This is a genomic window from Cryobacterium sandaracinum, from assembly GCF_004403415.1.
Classification (GTDB): domain Bacteria; phylum Actinomycetota; class Actinomycetes; order Actinomycetales; family Microbacteriaceae; genus Cryobacterium; species Cryobacterium sandaracinum.
Genome location: NZ_SOGO01000006.1, coordinates 22,717 through 40,079, shown reverse-complemented (window position 1 = coordinate 40,079; position 17,363 = coordinate 22,717). Strand labels below are relative to the sequence as shown.

The 17,363-nt window shown below is 66.7% G+C and carries 15 protein-coding genes; 8 read left to right on the top strand and 7 right to left on the bottom strand.

The genetic code is table 11. The annotated features are described in order from the left end of the window. Positions 1 to 8 precede the first annotated feature (8 nt). Complete coding sequence (locus E3T25_RS00325; RefSeq protein WP_104099618.1) at positions 9 to 446, top strand: SufE family protein; 438 nt, start codon at positions 9 to 11, stop codon at positions 444 to 446. Continuing rightward, the gene (locus E3T25_RS00320) at positions 443 to 1,231 is read left to right on the top strand and encodes a dihydrofolate reductase family protein (RefSeq protein WP_104099617.1); all 789 of its coding nucleotides are present in this window, start codon (positions 443 to 445) and stop codon (positions 1,229 to 1,231) included. Before E3T25_RS00325 ends, E3T25_RS00320 begins: the two co-directional genes overlap by 4 nt. Here E3T25_RS00320 and E3T25_RS00315 read toward each other — a convergent pair. Next, entirely contained in the window at positions 1,152 to 2,336 is a 1,185-nt protein-coding gene (locus tag E3T25_RS00315; RefSeq protein WP_166785918.1) for an alpha/beta hydrolase family protein, read from the bottom strand. The genes E3T25_RS00320 and E3T25_RS00315 overlap by 80 nt on opposite strands. 111 nt (positions 2,337 to 2,447) lie before the next feature. On the opposite strand from E3T25_RS00315, the gene E3T25_RS00310 reads away from it, so the two are divergent. The 4 genes from E3T25_RS00310 to E3T25_RS00295 all read left to right on the top strand — a co-directional run bounded on the left by E3T25_RS00310 (position 2,448) and on the right by E3T25_RS00295 (position 7,676). Beyond that, positions 2,448 to 3,038 carry a DUF3000 domain-containing protein gene (locus E3T25_RS00310; RefSeq protein ID WP_134371495.1) on the top strand — a complete coding sequence of 197 codons (591 nt, stop codon included), beginning with the start codon at positions 2,448 to 2,450 and terminating at the stop codon, positions 3,036 to 3,038. Next, positions 3,031 to 4,227, top strand: a complete 1,197-nt coding sequence (locus E3T25_RS00305; protein ID WP_134371493.1) for a ribonuclease D — start codon at positions 3,031 to 3,033, stop codon at positions 4,225 to 4,227. Before E3T25_RS00310 ends, E3T25_RS00305 begins: the two co-directional genes overlap by 8 nt. Before the next feature lie 75 nt (positions 4,228 to 4,302). After that, a complete protein-coding gene (locus tag E3T25_RS00300; RefSeq protein ID WP_134371491.1) occupies positions 4,303 to 5,508 on the top strand; it encodes a thiolase family protein in 1,206 nt (401 codons plus the stop codon). Continuing rightward, on the top strand, positions 5,505 to 7,676 hold the full coding sequence (locus E3T25_RS00295) for a 3-hydroxyacyl-CoA dehydrogenase NAD-binding domain-containing protein (RefSeq protein ID WP_134371489.1): 2,172 nt from the start codon (positions 5,505 to 5,507) through the stop codon (positions 7,674 to 7,676). The genes E3T25_RS00300 and E3T25_RS00295 overlap by 4 nt, the downstream gene beginning before the upstream one ends. A 481-nt stretch (positions 7,677 to 8,157) precedes the next feature. On the opposite strand, the gene dxs is transcribed toward E3T25_RS00295, so the two are convergent. From dxs to dut, 5 genes are all read right to left on the bottom strand, one after another. Further along, positions 8,158 to 10,110, bottom strand: a complete 1,953-nt coding sequence (dxs, locus tag E3T25_RS00290; RefSeq protein WP_104099611.1) for a 1-deoxy-D-xylulose-5-phosphate synthase — start codon at positions 10,108 to 10,110, stop codon at positions 8,158 to 8,160. Between the two features lie 110 nt (positions 10,111 to 10,220). Continuing rightward, entirely contained in the window at positions 10,221 to 13,070 is a 2,850-nt protein-coding gene (gene acnA / locus E3T25_RS00285; protein ID WP_104099628.1) for an aconitate hydratase AcnA, read from the bottom strand. A gap of 217 nt (positions 13,071 to 13,287) precedes the next feature. Further along, a complete protein-coding gene (locus E3T25_RS00280) occupies positions 13,288 to 14,085 on the bottom strand; it encodes a DUF3159 domain-containing protein (RefSeq protein ID WP_134371487.1) in 798 nt (265 codons plus the stop codon). 11 nt (positions 14,086 to 14,096) lie between these two features. Continuing rightward, positions 14,097 to 14,726: a DUF3710 domain-containing protein gene (locus E3T25_RS00275; RefSeq protein ID WP_104099609.1), complete on the bottom strand. Its 630-nt coding sequence runs from the start codon at positions 14,724 to 14,726 to the stop codon at positions 14,097 to 14,099. Further along, positions 14,723 to 15,199, bottom strand: a complete 477-nt coding sequence (gene dut / locus E3T25_RS00270; RefSeq protein ID WP_104099608.1) for a dUTP diphosphatase — start codon at positions 15,197 to 15,199, stop codon at positions 14,723 to 14,725. Before dut ends, E3T25_RS00275 begins: the two co-directional genes overlap by 4 nt. Before the next feature lie 38 nt (positions 15,200 to 15,237). Between dut and E3T25_RS00265 the strand changes: the two genes are divergently transcribed. Further along, positions 15,238 to 15,693 carry a DUF3093 domain-containing protein gene (locus tag E3T25_RS00265; RefSeq protein WP_104099607.1) on the top strand — a complete coding sequence of 152 codons (456 nt, stop codon included), beginning with the start codon at positions 15,238 to 15,240 and terminating at the stop codon, positions 15,691 to 15,693. Positions 15,694 to 15,699: 6 nt separating this feature from the next. On the opposite strand, the gene E3T25_RS00260 is transcribed toward E3T25_RS00265, so the two are convergent. Next, complete coding sequence (locus E3T25_RS00260) at positions 15,700 to 15,993, bottom strand: DUF4193 domain-containing protein (RefSeq protein ID WP_104099606.1); 294 nt, start codon at positions 15,991 to 15,993, stop codon at positions 15,700 to 15,702. Positions 15,994 to 16,189: 196 nt separating this feature from the next. Between E3T25_RS00260 and sepH the strand changes: the two genes are divergently transcribed. Then, positions 16,190 to 17,341 (top strand): septation protein SepH, encoded by a 1,152-nt coding sequence (gene sepH, locus E3T25_RS00255; RefSeq protein WP_134371485.1) that lies wholly within the window; start codon positions 16,190 to 16,192, stop codon positions 17,339 to 17,341. The last annotated feature ends 22 nt before the right edge of the window (positions 17,342 to 17,363 follow it).

Sequence of the window (17,363 nt, the reverse complement as noted above, 5' to 3'; positions counted from 1 at the left end):
GAGTGTCGATGACCGCTACCGAACTTCCCGCCAAACTGGCCGAGATCCGCGATGACTTCCTCGAACTCGAGGAGTCCGACCGGCTGCTGCTGCTGCTTGAGTTCGCCGACGAGCTGCCGGCGCTCCCGCCGCGCTACGCGGAGCACCCGGACCTGCTCGAGCGAGTCGTTGAATGCCAGTCTCCCGTCTTCATGTTCGTCGAGGTGGACGGCGAGTCCGCGGTGCACCTCTACGCGACCGCTCCCCGGGAGTCGCCGACGACCCGGGGCTTCGCCTCGATCCTGGCCCAAGGTCTGGATGGGCTCAGCGCCCAGGAGGTGCTCGATGTGCCGGATGACTATCCGAACACGATCGGATTGACGAAAGCGGTGTCTCCCCTGCGCATCCGCGGCATGTCAGCCATGCTCGCCCGCACCAAGCGCCGCCTGCGCGAGGGCGCTGCGTGACCCTGACCCGGGTGTTTCCGGAGCCGGACGCGGGCGGCGATACGGTCGACCTGCCGCGGAGCGTCGACGGGCTCGACCCGGTCAGCCGGGATTGGCTGTTGCGGCGCTACGCCCCGGCGCCGGGCGCGTACCTGCGGGTCAACATGATCGCCAGCCTGAACGGCGGCGTGGCCGGGTCCGATGGCACCTCGGATTCCCTCTCGAGCCGCCTCGACCGCCGGATCCTCGGTGTGATCAGGGAACTTGCCGACGTCGTCCTGATCGGCGCCGGCAGTGTCCGTGCGGAGGGGTACGTCGTGCCGGCCCGGGCGGCCCTCGCGGTCGTCACCTCCAGCGGAAACCTGGCCGGTCATCGGCTCGAGCACTTTACGCACCGGGACTCCGCACACCCGGAATCCGCGCATCGGCAGCCGGTGTTCATCCTCTGTCCGCGCTTCGCAGTCGGCCGGGTGGAGGCCGCCACGGTCGGGGCCCGCACGACCGTCGTGCCGCTCGACGATGAGAACGGCGTCCTCACTCCGTCCACGATTCTCGCGGCCCTCTGCGCCCTCGGCCTCCCGCGCATCGTCTGCGAGGGCGGTCCGGTGCTGGCCGGGCGATTCTTCGCGGCCGACCTGGTCGACGAATTCTGCCTGTCCACGAGCCCCCAGGTGGTGCTCGGCGGCCGGGGGTTGCTCGAATCGGCCACGGCCGGATCCACCGGATTCAGGTTGCGGCAACTTCTCCTGGACGACCAGGGAGCGACATACGCTCGGTGGGAGCGATCTCGACCAGCCAGTTCGTGATGGCCTGATTCCAACCCTCGCGGTCGTAGTTCCACAGCTTCGTGTGCCGCGCCACCGCGAACGGCAGAAAGGTCACAATGTCGGGTCGGCGCCCGGCCAGGGCGCGGGAGCCGGTCGCGGGCACGAATCCGTCGTCGTCGCTGTGCATCAGGAGCACCGGTAGGTCGAGCTCGGCGGCGCGCGTGACGAAATCGAGGCGTCCGAAGTCGATCGGTTGGGTCTGACCGGTGATGATCTTGCCCCAACGCCGTCCCAGGACCTCCAGAGCACTGCTGGCGATGACCGCGGGCAGGCCGAGCAGACCGCCGTGGAAGCGCGCGACATCCGCCCAGTCGATCACGGGCGAGTCGAGCACGATGCCGACGATCCGGTCGCGCAGCGTTGATCGCGTCGCGCTCTGCAGCACGATCGCGCCGCCCATGGACCACCCCATCAACACGATCTCGGTCGCACCGCGGTGCACCGCGAACGCGATCGCCGCATCGACATCCTGCCATTCCGCGTCTCCGAGGGAATACCGGCCGTCGCCGCTCCGCGGTGCCTCCCCGTCGTTGCGGTACGACACAAGCAGGGACGTGAAGCCCGCATCCCGGAAGACCGGCGTCGCTCGCAGCGTCTCCTGCCGCTGCACCCCGCGCCCGTGCACCTGGATCACCCAGCGGCCGTCCGGCTCCTCGGCCGGGATCAGCCAGGCCGGAGCATCACCGACGTCGGTGGAAACGAGCACGTCCTCGAAGGCGAAGCCGAGGTCCCAGGGCCCGAGGTACGAGTAGCCGCCGAGCCGGCCGCGCTCGGCTCGGGCCAGATCCCCGTGATCGACGCGCAGGATGCGCCGCGTCACCTTCGTGGGCGTGAGACGAAGGATCTCGCCCAGGTGGGCGTGTCCTGTATCGCCCGAGAACCAGAAGCTGTAATCGCCCTGCAGTACGGAATCCGCCGTGGACTGCAGCGTAATTGTTCCCGCCACGAGGTCGACGGAGTGGATCCGCACGTCGTCGGAGCGCGTGGTCGAGGGCGTCACAATCCGACGTGCCATCACGGCCGCCAAAACACCGCCCGCGATCCCCAGCAACACCGTTGCCCCGGCGACTGCGATCCCGCTCACCGCCAGAAAACGCCTCGGGTACCGCCCTGAGCCCGCCCGCTCACGCATGACTACCTCCCCTGTCCGGCGTGCCTGTCCGACTCCGCTCGAAAAAAACTCTAGTCTGCACACGTGCCCGAAACACAAGAAACGCCTTCGCCGGAGTTCGCCGCCGCCCGCGCATCCTTCGCACGTGCCCGCATCCGTACGGAGCTTATGGTCAATGAGATTTCCGCACCCGGAAACCTCGCTCCGCACTCCATCGCCTTCTCGGCCGACGTGACCCCGGTACGTCACGGGAGCGACTCCGATCTCGGGACCGGACGCTTCATCCTGCTGTATGACCCGGCCGAGCCCGAGGAGTGGGGCGGCGCCTTCCGCGTCGTCTGCTTCGCCCAGGCTCCCCTGGAAACCGACATCGGCCTCGACCCGTTCGTCGCGGGGGTCACCTGGTCGTGGCTCGTCGATGCTCTCGACGCCCACGGGGCACGGTATACAGCGGCCTCGGGGACCGCTACTAAGATTATCTCGTCCGGCTTTGGCGAACTTGCCAAGCAGGGCGATGGCGCGCAGATCGAACTGCGGGCCTCGTGGACGCCGCTGGACCACAATCTCGCCGCCCACGTCGAAGGATGGGGCGAGCTGCTCTGCATGCTCGCAGGTCTTCCACCCACTGGCGAAGGAGTCAGCATGTTGTCCACACGCCGAACCGGTCGTGCTTGATCACCAGGTGATCGATACGCGGGACGCCTACCTCGCGGCGACCGCAGCCCTCAGCGCGGGCACGGGCCCGATCGGCATCGACGCTGAACGAGCCTCCGGCTTCACCTACTCCCAGCGCGCCTACCTGATCCAGATCTATCGGCGCGACGCTGGCACATTCCTGTTTGACCCGCCCGCGATCGGCAACTTCCACGAGCTCAACCAGGCTCTGCGCGATGACGAGTGGATTTTCCACGCCGCGAGCCAGGACCTGGCCTGCCTGCGCGAGGTCGGACTTGACCCCCGACACATCTTCGACACTGAACTGGCCGCCCGCCTGCTCGGAATCCCCCGGGTCGGCCTCGGCACGGTGGTAGAAGAGCTGCTCGGCATCCATCTTGCCAAGGAACACTCCGCCGCCAACTGGTCGACCCGCCCACTGCCGGAGGCCTGGCTGGTCTACGGCGCGCTCGACGTGGAACTGCTTCCCGACCTGCGTGACCGTATGGTCGACATGCTCGCCACCGATTCCAAGACCGACATCGCCGCGCAGGAATTCGCCGCCGTGCTGGCGCGTGAGGCGAAGCCCGTCGGCCCCGAACCCTGGCGCCGCCTTTCCGGCGTGCACTCCATCCGGGGACAGCGTGGCCTGGCCGTGGCCCGGGAATTGTGGCTGGCTCGCGACGCTCTGGCACAGGAGCTGGATGTGTCCCCCGGCCGGCTTGTGCCCGATGCGTCGCTGACGGCGGCAGCACGGGCCATGCCGGCGAACCGGCAGGCCCTGGCTGATCTGAGGGAGTTCAGCGGCCGTGCGAGCCGCAGCGAACTCGACCGCTGGTGGCGTGCCGTCCAGAAGGGCCTGGCGTCAACCGACCTGCCGTCGCTTCGGGGCAACGGCGACCTGCTCCCGCCCCCGCGCGCCTGGTCCGACCGCAATCCCGAGGCTGACCTGCGCTACAAGGCCGCTCGCGCAGCCCTCACCGAGGTCTCCGAGGAGCTCGCCATCCCGCTGGAGAACCTCGTCACCCCGGACTATGTCCGCCGGGTGGCGTGGACGCCGCCCGTCAACGTCGATCCCGCATCCGTCGGTGAGGCGCTCGCGCACCTGGGTGCGCGCACCTGGCAAATTGAAGTGACCGCACAACGGATCGCCGATGCCTTTGTGGATGTCCACCAATCGATCGAGCTCTCTTCGGATGCGGATTCGTAGGATCCGTCCAAGGATTCGACCCTCCACGGGAGCCCCTTTAGGATCGACCGACACCTGATCGATGATGGAGGCAAAGTGGCCGATAGAACAGAAGTCGTGTTTGTGGACGGGGTTCGTACCCCGTTCGGACGCGCCGGTGAAAAGGGCATTTACTGGAACACCCGGGCGGATGATCTCGTGGTCAAGGCCATGATCGGACTGCTGGAACGCAACCCGTCGGTCCCTGGGGAACGCATCGACGAGGTGGCGATTGCCGCCACCACCCAGACCGGCGATCAGGGCCTCACGCTCGGTCGCACGGCGGCACTGCTTTCGGGGTTGCCGAAGTCGGTACCCGGATTCGCCATTGACCGGATGTGCGCCGGCGCCATGACCGCCGTGACCACTCTCGGAGCCGGGATCGGATTTGGCGCCTACGACCTGGCCATCGCCGGCGGCGTCGAGCACATGGGACGCCACCCGATGGGTTCGGGCGTCGACCCGAATCCGCGTTTCCTGTCCGAGCGCCTGGTCAGCGAGGACGCCCTCAATATGGGCGCCACGGCCGAGCGCATCCACGACCGGTTCCCGGCGTACACCAAGGAGCGGTCCGACCGGTTCGCCCTGCGCAGCCAACAGAAGGTCGCCGCGGCCTATGCCGCCGAGAAGATACAGCCCGACCTGGTGTCGGTTGCGATCCGCAGCGATTCCGGCTGGGGTCTGGCGACCCGCGACGAGGCTCCCCGCCCCGAAACCACGATGGAGGGCCTCGCGACTCTCAAGACCCCCTTCCGTCCCCACGGACGGGTCACTGCCGGCAACGCTTCCGGGCTCAACGACGGTGCCAGCGCCTGCCTCCTCGCCAGCGGCAAGGCCGCCAAGGACCTCGGTCTCACCGTCAAAATGAAGATGGTCAGCTTCGCCTTCGCCGGCGTTGAGCCGGAGGTCATGGGACTCGGTCCGGTCCCCTCCACCGAGAAGGCCCTGCGCAAGGCCGGCCTCAGCATCACGGACATCGGCCTGTTCGAACTCAATGAGGCTTTCGCCGTGCAGGTCATCTCGTTCCTCGACCACTTCGGCATCGACGACGAGGACCCACGGGTGAACGAGTACGGCGGCGCGATCGCCATCGGACATCCGCTCGCTTCCTCCGGCGTGCGCCTGATGAACCAGCTCGCCCGTCAGTTCACCGAGCACCCGGAGGTGCGCTACGGCCTCACCGCCATGTGCATCGGTCTCGGCCAGGGCGGCACCGTGATTTGGGAGAACCCGAACTTCAACCGGAAGGCAAGCAAGCGATGAGCAACTACTCCGAACTCGATTTCACCCCGCTGGTCGAGCTGTCGGCCGACGAGGTCGTCACCCACTGCTACGTACACGATGTGCCTCTGTCCGGTGGAAGGACCCTGGCGCTGGTCACGCTCGACAACGGCCGGGACCACACCCGCCCGAACACGCTCGGCCCGAACACCCTGCTCGAGTTCGCCATGGCGATGGACCTTCTCCGGGAACGCGCCGCCCTCGGCGACATCCACGGCGTCGCCGTCACCGGCAAACCGTTCATCCTCGCCGCCGGCGCCGACCTGAGCAAGGTCAGCGAGATCCCATCGCTCGCGACGGGCAAGCTGCTGGCCCAATTGGGCCACTATGCGCTGGGCAAGCAGGCCGAACTGGGTGTGCCCTCCTTCGTGTTCATCAACGGGCTCGCACTGGGGGGCGGGCTGGAGATCGCCCTCAACGCCGACTACCGCACCGTCGACGCGACCGTGCCCGCGATCGCGCTGCCCGAGGTCTCCCTTGGGCTGATCCCGGGCTGGGGCGGCTCCTACCTGCTGCCCAACCTGATCGGCATCGAGAACGCGCTGAAGGTGATCATCGAGAATCCGCTCAAGCACCGCACGCTCAAAGCGGCGGATGCTCTCGAGCTGGGCATCGCCGACGTGCAGTTCGCCTCGGCCAGGTTCCTTGAACAGTCCATCGAGTGGGCCGATGGCGTGATCGCCGGAAAGACAAAGGTCGCCCGGCCCAATACGCCCGGCAAGGTCGAACGGCTCGTGAAATGGGATGTGGCCGTGGGCGTGGCCCGTAAGATGCTGGAAAACCGCATCGGAACCGTCGCCCGGTCGCCGTACATCGCCCTCAACCTGCTCAAAGCAGCCAAGAGCGGATCTCGCCAGGAAGGGTTCGAGCGGGAAGACGACTCCTTGGCCGAACTCATCGCCGGAGACCAGCTGCAGGCCAGTATTTACGCTTTCAACCTGGTGCAGAAGCGAGCCAAGCGGCCGGCCGGTGCGCCGGACAAGGCCCTCGCCCGCCCGATCAACAAGGTAGGCGTCATCGGCGCCGGCCTGATGGCCAGCCAGTTCGCCCTTCTCTTCGTGCGTCGCCTGCGCGTGCCCGTAGTCATCACAGACCTCGACCAGGCCCGCGTCGACAAGGGCGTCGCGTACATCCACGGCGAGATCCTCACCCTGGAGACCAAGAACCGTATCTCCCCCGACGAGGCCAACCGGCTCCGCGCTCTGGTCACGGGAACGACAGACAAGGCACAGTTCGCCGACGCCGACTGGGTGATCGAGGCCGTCTTCGAGGAACTCGGCGTGAAGCAGGATGTCTTCGCCGAAATCGAGAAGCACATCTCTCCCGACGCCATCCTCGCCACCAACACCTCGTCCCTCTCGGTCGAACAGATCGGTGCGAAGCTGGCCCACCCCGAGCGCCTGGTCGGTTTCCACTTCTTCAACCCGGTGGCGATCATGCCGCTGATCGAGGTCGTGAACACCCCGCGGACCAACGACGCCACTCTCTCCACGGCGATGGTCGTGGCAGCCAAACTGCGAAAGAACGCGGTCATCACCCGGGACACCTCCGGGTTCGTCGTGAACCGCCTCCTGGCGAAGCTCTTGGGTGAGGCCATGCACGCCGTCGACACCGGAACCCCGTTCGAGGTCGTCGATGGGTCACTGGCTCCGTTCGGGATGCCGATGACCCCGTTCGAGCTGCTCGAGCTGGTCGGCCTCAAGGTCGGCGCACACGTTCTGGACACCCACCATGCCGCATTCCCGGACCGGTTTTTCGAGAGCGCGAACCTGCATAAGCTGGCCGAGCACGGAACCATTCTGGAGCGCGACGCCAAGGGCAGGATCAAGGGCTTCGACAAGGGCGCCGTCAAGATCGTCGCAGGCGGGCAGACCCCGATGACAGCCGAGCAGATCCTACGCCGGATCGAGGACGGCCTCGCCGATGAAATCAAGCGGATGCTGGACGACGGCGTCGTGCACGCCGCGGAGGACATCGACCTGTGCATGATCCTCGGGGCCAACTGGCCGTTCCAGATGGGCGGGATCACGCCCTACCTCGACCGCGTCGGTGCGAGCGAACGGGCCTTCCAGGGCACGTTCCACACCCCACCGATCCGCGGCGTCGCTGCCGCGGCCCTGCCTGCCACCCGCACGAGCGTAAGCAACTGACCGCAGGCGACTGACTGCATCCACTCCGCCGACCCGTAACCTCGGCTCCTTTCTCTTCACGGAAGGGGAGCCGAGGTCGTGGCTCGGCGCGGTGGTCGGCGGTATTTTTCTGCGGCCGGCGGGGCCGGAAGGGTGAGGCCCGCCAAGTGTGGGCGTTGGGGGTCGCACGGGCCGGGGTTTCCGAACCGGGCGTTTCCCTTGCCGACGTAGACGATCAGGGGACCTCGATGTGGGCAGAACGTGCATTCCACGCCCTATCCGAGTCCGGGCCCGGCCCGGCCAGCAACTCTGCCCTGAACGAATTCGACGGAGATTCTGCCGGATTTGGCCCACAAACCCCCGAGAAAGCGGTTTTCCCCCAGAATCTCCGTCGAATTGGCTCGACGCCGGGCATGGCACCCCGCCTGTGATGAACAGCGATCACGCGGTGATCTCAGCCCCAGCCTTCCGGAAACGACACAACCATTCGATCGGGAATCGCCTAATCCTGCTGAAGGTTTGCCGGGATGCTGGCGGTGTCGGCGCGGTCCGCCGGCAGGGGCCGCGCATGCGGGATCTTGCTGCCGAGCACCATTGCGACGACATCGCGGGCGATGCGCTGCGGGGTCAGCCCAACACGGTCGAGGATCTCGGCGCGGGTGCCGTGGTCGAGGAATTCGTCGGGCAGCCCCAGTTCGGTGACCGCCGTGTCCACGCCGGCTTCACGCAGATCTTGACGGACACGGGTGCCGACGCCGCCGACCCGGACGCCGTCCTCGATGGTCACGACGATGCGGTACTCCGCGGCCAGGGCCACGATGCTCCGCGGTACCGGGACGACCCAGCGCGGGTCGACGACGGTGGCTCCGATGCCCTGGGCTGCGAGCCGGTCCGCCACATCGAGACCGATCGTGGCCATCGGCCCGACGGTGACGATCAGCACGTCTTTCTGGGCTGATTCCAAGAGCACGTCTACGCCGTCGCCCAGGCGGCGCACGGCGTCGATTGGGGCGCTCACGCTGCCCTTGGGAAAGCGCAGCACAGTGGGCGCGTCGTCGACGGCCACGGCCTCTTCGAGCTCCTCTGCCAGGCGCACCGAGTCCCGAGGTGCCGCGAGGCGGATCCCGGGGACGACCTGAAGGATCGCCAGGTCCCAGATGCCGTGATGGCTGGGACCGTCGGGCCCGGTCACCCCGGCCCGGTCGAGCACGAATGTGACGCCGGCCTTGTGCAGGGCGACATCCATCAGGACTTGGTCGAACGCTCGGTTGATGAAGGTGGCGTAGAGCGCGACGACCGGGTGCAGGCCGCCGAAGGCGAGGCCGGCGGCACTGGTGACGGCGTGCTGCTCGGCGATGCCCACGTCGTGCACCCGGGCGGGGAATCTCTCGGCCATCTTGTGCAGGCCGGTGGGACGGAGCATGGCCGCGGTGATGCCCACGATCTTCGGATCGAGTGTGGCAAGGCGCAGCAGCTCGTCGGCGAACACCGACGTCCAGGAGGGTGCGCCGGCGGATTCGGTGGACTCCCCTGTTTCCGGGTCGATCTGGCCGACCGCATGGAACTGGTCGGCGGTGTCCTGAACGGCCGGGTCGTATCCCTTACCCTTCTGGGTGATCGCGTGCACGATCACCGGCGCGCCGTAGCCCTTGGCCTGATGGAGCGCCTCGACCATCGCCGCCATGTCGTGGCCGTCGATCGGACCGATGTACTTGATGTCGAGGTTGGAGTAGAGCGCCTCGTTGTTGGAGAACCGGGCGAGGAAGCCGTGCATGCCGCCGCGCACGCCGCGGAAGAACGCCCGGGCGGGCGCGCCCATCCGTTCGAAGGCCTGACGGCTGGTCAGATAGGCACTGTGGTAAGCCTGTCGGGTGCGCACGGTGTTCAGGAAGCGGGCCATGCCGCCGATGGTGGGCGCGTAGGAGCGGCCGTTGTCATTCACGATGATGATCAGGCGACGGGTGTTGTCGTCGCTGATGTTGTTGAGGGCTTCCCAGGTCATGCCCCCGGTCAGGGAGCCGTCGCCGACGACCGCGATCACATGGCGGTCGCTCTGCCCGGTCATCTCGAAGGCTCGGGAGATGCCGTCAGCCCAGGACAACGAGCTGGAGGCGTGGGAACTCTCCACGATGTCGTGCTCGGACTCGCGCCGCTGCGGGTAGCCGGCCAGGCCGCCGGCCTGGCGGAGGAGGCTGAAGTCCTGGCGCCCGGTGAGCAGCTTGTGCACGTAGGCCTGATGTCCGGTATCGAAGACAATGGCGTCACGCGGGGATTCGAAGACCCGGTGCAAAGCGATGGTCAGCTCGACCACGCCGAGGTTGGGACCAAGGTGCCCGCCGGTCTTGGAGACTTCCCGAACGAGGAACGCCCGCACCTCGGCCGCGAGCTGGACGAGCTGTTCCATCGAGAGGCGATCCAGATCTCTCGGCCCGAAGATCGTGTCCAGTAGCGCCATCGATAACACCTTTCACGTTGCGCTATCCGCCACCAGAAAACCGGCGCATAGATTCGGTCAAGCCGAGTCTACGCGCCGGTTTCGGTAGCTGGCCTAAAGGCTCCTGCGTGCTAGGCGACCAGCGAACGCAGGACGTACTGCAGGATGCCGCCGTTGCGGTAGTAATCGGCCTCACCCGGGGTGTCGATGCGGACGACCGCGTCGAACTCGACTGTGGCCTTGCCGGCGGCAGACTGCGCACTCGGCGCCGCCGTGACGCGCACCGTCTTCGGGGTGACCCCGCTGTTCAGCTCGACGAGACCCTCGATTGTGACGACCTCCGTGCCGTCCAGTCCAAGTGACGCCCAGCTCTGGCCGGCCGGGAACTGCAGAGGCACGACGCCCATCCCGATCAGGTTCGAACGGTGGATGCGTTCGAAGCTCTCCGTGATGACGGCCTTCACCCCGAGGAGGCTGGTGCCCTTCGCGGCCCAGTCGCGGGACGAACCCGAACCGTATTCCTTGCCACCGAAGATGACCAGCGGCGTGCCGGCGGCCTGGTAGTTCTGCGAAGCGTCATAGATGAACGCCTGCGGAGCCCCGTCAACGGTGAAGTCGCGGGTGTAGCCACCCTCGACTCCGTCCAGCAGCTGGTTGCGGAGACGGATGTTCGCGAATGTGCCGCGGATCATGATCTCGTGGTTGCCGCGGCGCGAGCCGTAGGAGTTGAAGTCGCCCCGTTCGACGCCGTGCTCCAGCAGGTAGGCGCCGGCCGGGCTATCGGCCTTGATCGAACCAGCAGGGCTGATGTGGTCGGTCGTGACCGAGTCGCCCAGTTTGGCCAGCACACGGGCACCGACAATGTCGACCACCGGGGTGGTCTCCATGGTCATGCCGTCGAAGTATGGGGGCTTCCGCACATACGTGGACTCAGGGTCCCACTCGAAGACCTCGCTGTCCGGTGTCGGCAGGCCGCGCCAGCGCTCGTCGCCCTCGAAGACATGGCCGTACTGCTTCGTGAACATGCCGGTGTCGATCGAGCCGTCGATCGTGGACTGCACCTCGGCGGAGTCGGGCCAGATGTCCTTGAGGAACACCTCGTTGCCGTCGCTGCCGATGCCGAGCGCATCCGTCTCGAAGTCGAAGTTCATCGAGCCTGCGAGGGCGTAAGCGATGACCAGCGGCGGGCTGGCCAAGTAGTTCATCTTGACGTCGGGGCTGATCCGACCCTCGAAGTTGCGGTTGCCTGAGAGCACCGCGGTGACGGCCAGGTCGTTGTCGTTGATCGCGGTCGTGACCTCGTCGATGAGAGGGCCGGTGTTGCCGATGCAGACCGTGCAGCCGTAGCCGACGGTGTAGAAGCCGAGGGCCTCGAGGTCGCCGGTGAGGCCGGCCTTCTCGTAGTAGTCGGTGACGACCTTCGAGCCCGGAGCCAGGGTGGTCTTGACCCACGGCTTGCTCGTGAGGCCCTTCCTGACGGCGTTTCGGGCGAGCAGGCCCGCGGCGAGCATGACACTCGGATTGGACGTGTTCGTGCACGAGGTGATGGCCGCGACAGCGACCGCTCCGTGGTCGAGCGTGTAGTTCGCGCCGTCCTGCGTGGTGATCGCGACGGGCCTGGACACGCTGATCGGAGCGTGGCTCACGTGGTTGTGTGAGGCCTTGTGGTCAAGGTTCTCGTCCTCGGCGGTGAAGCCGATCGGGTCTGAAGCAGGGAAAGAGGCCTCGACGGCCGCGTCCACAACAGTCCAGTCCTGCGTCGCGTAGCTCTGCAGGTCAAGTTCGAACTGCGACTTCGCCTCGGTGAGGATGACGCGGTCTTGCGGGCGCTTCGGGCCGGCAATCGACGGCACGACGGTGCCCAGGTCGAGCTCGAGGTACTCGCTGAAGACGGGCTCCTTGTCGGCATCGTGCCACAGGCCCTGCAGCTTCGAGTAGGCCTCGACGAGTGCAACCTGCTCGTCGCTGCGACCCGTCAGGCGCAGGTAGTCGAGGGTGACGTCGTCGATCGGGAACATCGCGGCCGTGGATCCGAACTCCGGGCTCATGTTGCCGATCGTGGCCCGGTTGGCCAGCGGAACCTGCGAGACACCCGCGCCGTAGAACTCGACGAACTTACCGACCACGCCGTGCTTGCGCAGAATCTGGGTGATGGTGAGCACGACATCCGTCGCGGTGACGCCGGTCGGGATGGAGCCGTTGAGCTTGAAGCCGACCACCTTGGGAATGAGCATCGAGATGGACTGGCCGAGCATGGCTGCCTCGGCTTCGATGCCGCCCACACCCCAGGCGAGCACGCCGAGGCCGTTGACCATGGTCGTGTGCGAGTCGGTTCCCACGCAGGTGTCGGGGTAGGCCTGAAGCACGTCGTTGCCCTCCGCGTCCGGCACGGTGCGGGTCATCGTGACGCGGGCCAGATACTCCAGATTGACCTGGTGCACAATGCCGGTTCCGGGCGGCACGACCTTGAAATCGTTGAACGCGGTCTGGCCCCAGCGCAGGAACTGGTACCGCTCACCATTGCGCTCGTACTCGATCTCCACGTTGCGCTCGAGGGCGTCCGCGGTTCCGAACAGGTCGGCGATGACGGAGTGGTCGATGACCAGCTCGGCCGGAGCCAGCGGGTTGATCTTCTTCGGGTCGCCGCCGAGTTCGGCGACGGCCTCGCGCATGGTGGCGAGGTCGACGATGCACGGCACGCCGGTGAAGTCCTGCATAACGACGCGGCCAGGGGTGAACTGGATCTCGGTGTCGGGTTCCGCCGTTGGGACCCACTCACCCAGGGCGCGAATGTGGGCCTCGGTGATGTTGGCGCCGTCCTCGGTGCGAAGGAGGTTCTCCAGCAGCACTTTCAGGCTGAACGGAAGCCTCTCGTAGCCCGTTACCGCGTCGAGACGAAAGACCTCGTAGTCCGTCGACCCGACCCGCAGGGTGTCCTTGGCTCCAAAACTGTTTACGACCGCATTATTAAGCGCCGACACGATGCCCTCTCCTTCGTGGAAACCGACGGCGAAACCGTCCGCAATCCTCAATCCTGACGACCAGACGCCTGCCCCTGCCAGCAAGGGTAACCTAACCGGCGGATGCCACGTGCGGACGATGTCCAACGCCGAACTATCTTGACGTAGAGATAACTCTAGCGGTGCCACCGCGTTTCCCGCGCCTATTTCCGGCGGGTGTCGCGGAATCGCGGTGAATTTATTCGGGCCGGCGACCCGCTGCGTCGTCGGTCTCCCGGTCGTCGGCGCGGTAGACCGCCCGGACCACCAGCCACGAGATCACCAGGAGTGGCGCGTAGAGCGGAATCCCCATCAGGAGCTTGACGGCGCCGAGCCACTCCACGTTTCCGGAGTAGTAGAGGGGAAGCTGAACAGCCAGGCGCAGGGCGAACAAGCCCGCCCAGCAGAGCGTGAGAATGGTCAGCACCCGACGCCTGGACCGGTTCGACCGCCAGGCGATTCCCTCGCCCATCAGGAATCCGACAGCCAGCCCGATCAGCGGCCAGCCGACGACCGCCGAGATGAAGAGGGCTCCGCCGTACAGTCCATTGGTCCAGAATCCGGGCAAAAAGAAGACTTCGGCGCGGCCAGTGAACAGGGCGAGCACGGCGCTGACGATCAGTGCCACCAGGCCGCCGACGGCAGGCGTCACCGTTTGGCGGCTAATCCGGCGCAGAACGATGAAAACGACGCCGATCAGCACCGGCACAACAAGGGACAGCACCAGCGACTGCTCGGGAAAAAACTGCCGGGTGAAGGTGTAGGTGATCAGGAAGACGAGTCCGGGCAGCAGGGCCTCGACCAGTCCACGGATGCCGCCCATCGCGGCCAGCAGGGCGCGCCCGCTGATCGGATCACCCTCGGCCGCCGGCGTGAAGCCGGCCCGCCGGGCCGCCGCCGCCATACCGTCGGCGAACGCGGCCGGCACGGGCGAGTCAGGCGCGTTCTCTGATGCGTCGGGCTCGCGGGCCTCATCGGGGAGTGGTGCGTCCGTCATCCCGGCGTTCTTCAGGACTGGCCCGGCTCGGCCGCAGTGGCGGGGGTGGCCGGCATCCGCAGCGGAATGAGGTCACGCGGCGGCATCGGGGCGGATCCGCGCACCACGACGATGCTGCGGAACAGGTTTTCGATCTCGGTCGCGGCGTCGGTGTTGATGGCACCCTCGCCGGCAATCACGCCGCGCAGGAACCAGCGCGGGCCGTCGACTCCGATGAAGCGGGCCAGCCTGCTCGTTCCGTCGGATCCCTGACCCGCGGCCACGGGGATCTCGGCCACCAATTCGGGGCCGAACGGGCCTTCGCGCAGAGTCGTCGTTCCGCCCTGCTTGCCGATCTGATCGGCGATCTGGGCGCGGATTTCGTTCCACAGGCCACTTGAGCGGGGCGCGGCGAACGGCTGTACCTGGAGGGTGGAGCCGGCGTAGTCGAGCCCGATCGCCACGACCCGCTTGCTGCCCTCTTCGATCTCCAACCGTAGGTGAAGCCCCTCACGCGGGAGGATCTTGACCCCGCCGAGGTCCACGTAGGGCCGCACCGGGTTGGCTTCGGCTTCGTCGAGGGGACCCTCGGTCGCACGATCGCCCGGCGCCGACTTGGCCGTCTCGTCCGGGTTCTCCTCCGGGTTCGCGGTGTCGCTCACTGGTTGTCTCCTGACGTTGAGGTGCCCGTGCTGATGTTCCGGCTCAGGCCGGTGGACCCGAATCCGCCAACCCCGCGCTGGCTGCCGGGCAGCCGATCCACGGGAATAAACGTGGCCCGACTGACGGGCATGATGATGATCTGGGCGATGCGGTCGCCGATCGCGATCGCATGGGGCGTGGTCTGGTCGGTGTTGAGCAGCGTCACCTTGATCTCGCCACGATACCCGGCGTCGACGGTGCCCGGCGCGTTCACGATCGTGATGCCGTGCTTGGACGCGAGACCGCTGCGGGGCACGACGAATGCCGCGAAACCGTCGGGCAGGGCGATCGCCACGCCCGTGCCGACCAGTGCTCGTTCGCCGGGGGCCAAGACTAGAGCCTGGGAGGAATGAAGGTCCGCTCCCGCGTCACCCGGGTGCGCGTAGCTCGGGAGGATGGACGCGGTAATCAGGACTTCGACGCTTTCTGCCACGTGTCGAGGCTAGTGCAGAAGTCTGATCGAATAGACCCATGCCTGAATATCGCGAAAAACTCTGGGCCTCTCCCGCACCTTATGTGGCGACTGCGCTCATCATTCCTGCCAGCATCCTCGTGTTCGCACCGATTTCGATGCTGGCCGGGGTGCTGCTGGCCGCCGGTCTGTACGCCGCTTGCGTTCTGGCGCTGCTCTTGTCGGCACCGGTGGTGCAGGTGCGGGGCGGTGAGCTCACCGCCGGGCGCGCGAGCATATCGATCGATCTGGTCGGCGAGGTTTTGCCCTTCGACGGAGATGAGGCCGCCCTGGAACGTGGCCAACGGCTCGACGCCCGGGCCTGGCTGCTCATCCGCGGGTGGATTCGGCCCGTCGTGCGAATCCCGATCGTGGATGCGACGGATCCGGCGCCGTATTGGCTGGTGTCGACGCGGCGCCCACAGAAATTGGCCGCCGCGATCAATGGATCGCGACGGCCAGCATCACATGATTGAGCGCGTTTAGGAGTCGCACTCCAGGCATACCAGGCCGAGCTTGGTCTCGTGCGACATCTGCGAACGGTGCTTCACCAGGAAGCACTCCACGCAGGTGAACTCGTCCGCCTGCGGAGGCAGAACGACGACATCGAGGTCGAGGTCGGACAGATCAGCGCCGGGAAGGTCGAAACCACCGGGGTTGTCCGAGTCGTCGACATCTACGACACCGGACATCTTGTCGGGTACGCGCTCCTTGAGGGCCTCAATCGACTCTGAGTCGTCTTCGGTCTTCCGTGGTGCGTCGTAATCGGTTGCCATACCCATCCATTCAGTTACGCCGAGAAAGGATTTCGGCGGCCATAGTTTCCAACAATCCGGGCGGAATAGCAAACTACACGCCGCGTCATTTGCTCGGCACAGTCATCAACTTGCGGCACGCCCGGCGTATTCCCCGAAGATTCACTCTTTACATGGCAGTCTTAGGCGCACTAGTGATGGCGAAAGGGCTTTCAACATGCAGGAATTGAAAGTTATTGGAGTCGAGAGCGGTGCGTTGCTCGCAGCGTCTGAAGAGGGAGACCGATTCAGGATCCCCATCGACGAAGTTCTCCAGTCCCGGCTTCGCCAGGCCCAGGTGGAACCAGCGTCGGGGCCGAAGCTGAGTCCCCGGGAAGTGCAGGCGCACATCCGTGCCGGCATGTCCGCCGAGGACGTCGCCGCGGTCACGGGTGCGTCCCTCGATTTTGTGCGCCGCTTCGAGGGCCCGGTCGTCGCCGAACGCGACTACATGGTCTCCTGCGCGCTGAGCGTGCCGGTGCACACCGCCATCGACCTCGACCCGATCGAGGGCGGCGCCACCTTCGGCACCGTCATCCGTGAGCGTCTGGCCTCGCTCGGCGCCACGAACGAGCGCTGGGCCAGCTGGAAGGAACCCGGCGCCGGCTGGATCGTCAAACTGGCCTTCACCGCCGATGACATCGACCACGACGCCCGGTGGGGCTTCGAACCCAAGAAGAACTCGCTCTCTCCGGTCGGCAGTGAAGCCATCGCCTTGTCGCAGCAGGGTGAACTGAAGGGTGCCCTGATCCCGCGGCTGCGGGCCGTCGGCGCCGAGACCAGCCTCGCCGATGTGTCCCGCTTCGACAGCGGCGCCTTCACCTTCAAGGAATCACTGTCCGAGGAGACGTTGCACGATACGGCGCCGCTTCTGGACCCGGTGCCGTATTCCCGGTCGGCCGGCACGACGGATGCCGTGTCCCGTGCAGCCATCAAGCGCGCCGACGAACCGCCGCAGAGCCTGAGCGAGACGGCCGACCTGCTGGCGTCACTGCGCCGCCGCCGCGGGGAGCGCGAAGCCGCCGCTTTCGAAAGCAACCACGTCGAGAGCCACTCCAGCCACAGCAACCCCGCCAGCACCAGCCCGGCCCCGGGCATCCGTCTGGTGAACCAGCCGGTCGAGGCCGCCGCGGAACCCCACGCCGCTCCCTCGGCTCTCGCCGCCCCGCCGACCGAGGCCCCCCGCAACGCCTGGTCTGCCCAGGCCGCCGGGGGTCAATCACCGGCCGCGACTCCGCGAGCGTCGGGTCATGGCAAGCGCGGGCGGGCCTCGATGCCCAGCTGGGACGAAATCGTGTTCGGTGCCCGCACCGACGACGACCTGCCCTAGCACGCAGGGTTTCAACGGCGCC

Bases quoted from the DNA above. Each gene is read 5' to 3' on its own strand.
- E3T25_RS00265 (WP_104099607.1), top strand. From the start codon at position 15,238: ATGCCTGAATATCGCGAAAAACTCTGGGCCTCTCCCGCACCTTATGTG.
- dxs (WP_104099611.1), bottom strand. From the start codon at position 10,110: ATGGCGCTACTGGACACGATCTTCGGGCCGAGAGATCTGGATCGCCTC.
- E3T25_RS00280 (WP_134371487.1), bottom strand. From the start codon at position 14,085: ATGACGGACGCACCACTCCCCGATGAGGCCCGCGAGCCCGACGCATCA.
- E3T25_RS00260 (WP_104099606.1), bottom strand. From the start codon at position 15,993: ATGGCAACCGATTACGACGCACCACGGAAGACCGAAGACGACTCAGAG.
- E3T25_RS00325 (WP_104099618.1), top strand. From the start codon at position 9: ATGACCGCTACCGAACTTCCCGCCAAACTGGCCGAGATCCGCGATGAC.
- sepH (WP_134371485.1), top strand. From the start codon at position 16,190: ATGCAGGAATTGAAAGTTATTGGAGTCGAGAGCGGTGCGTTGCTCGCA.
- E3T25_RS00295 (WP_134371489.1), top strand. From the start codon at position 5,505: ATGAGCAACTACTCCGAACTCGATTTCACCCCGCTGGTCGAGCTGTCG.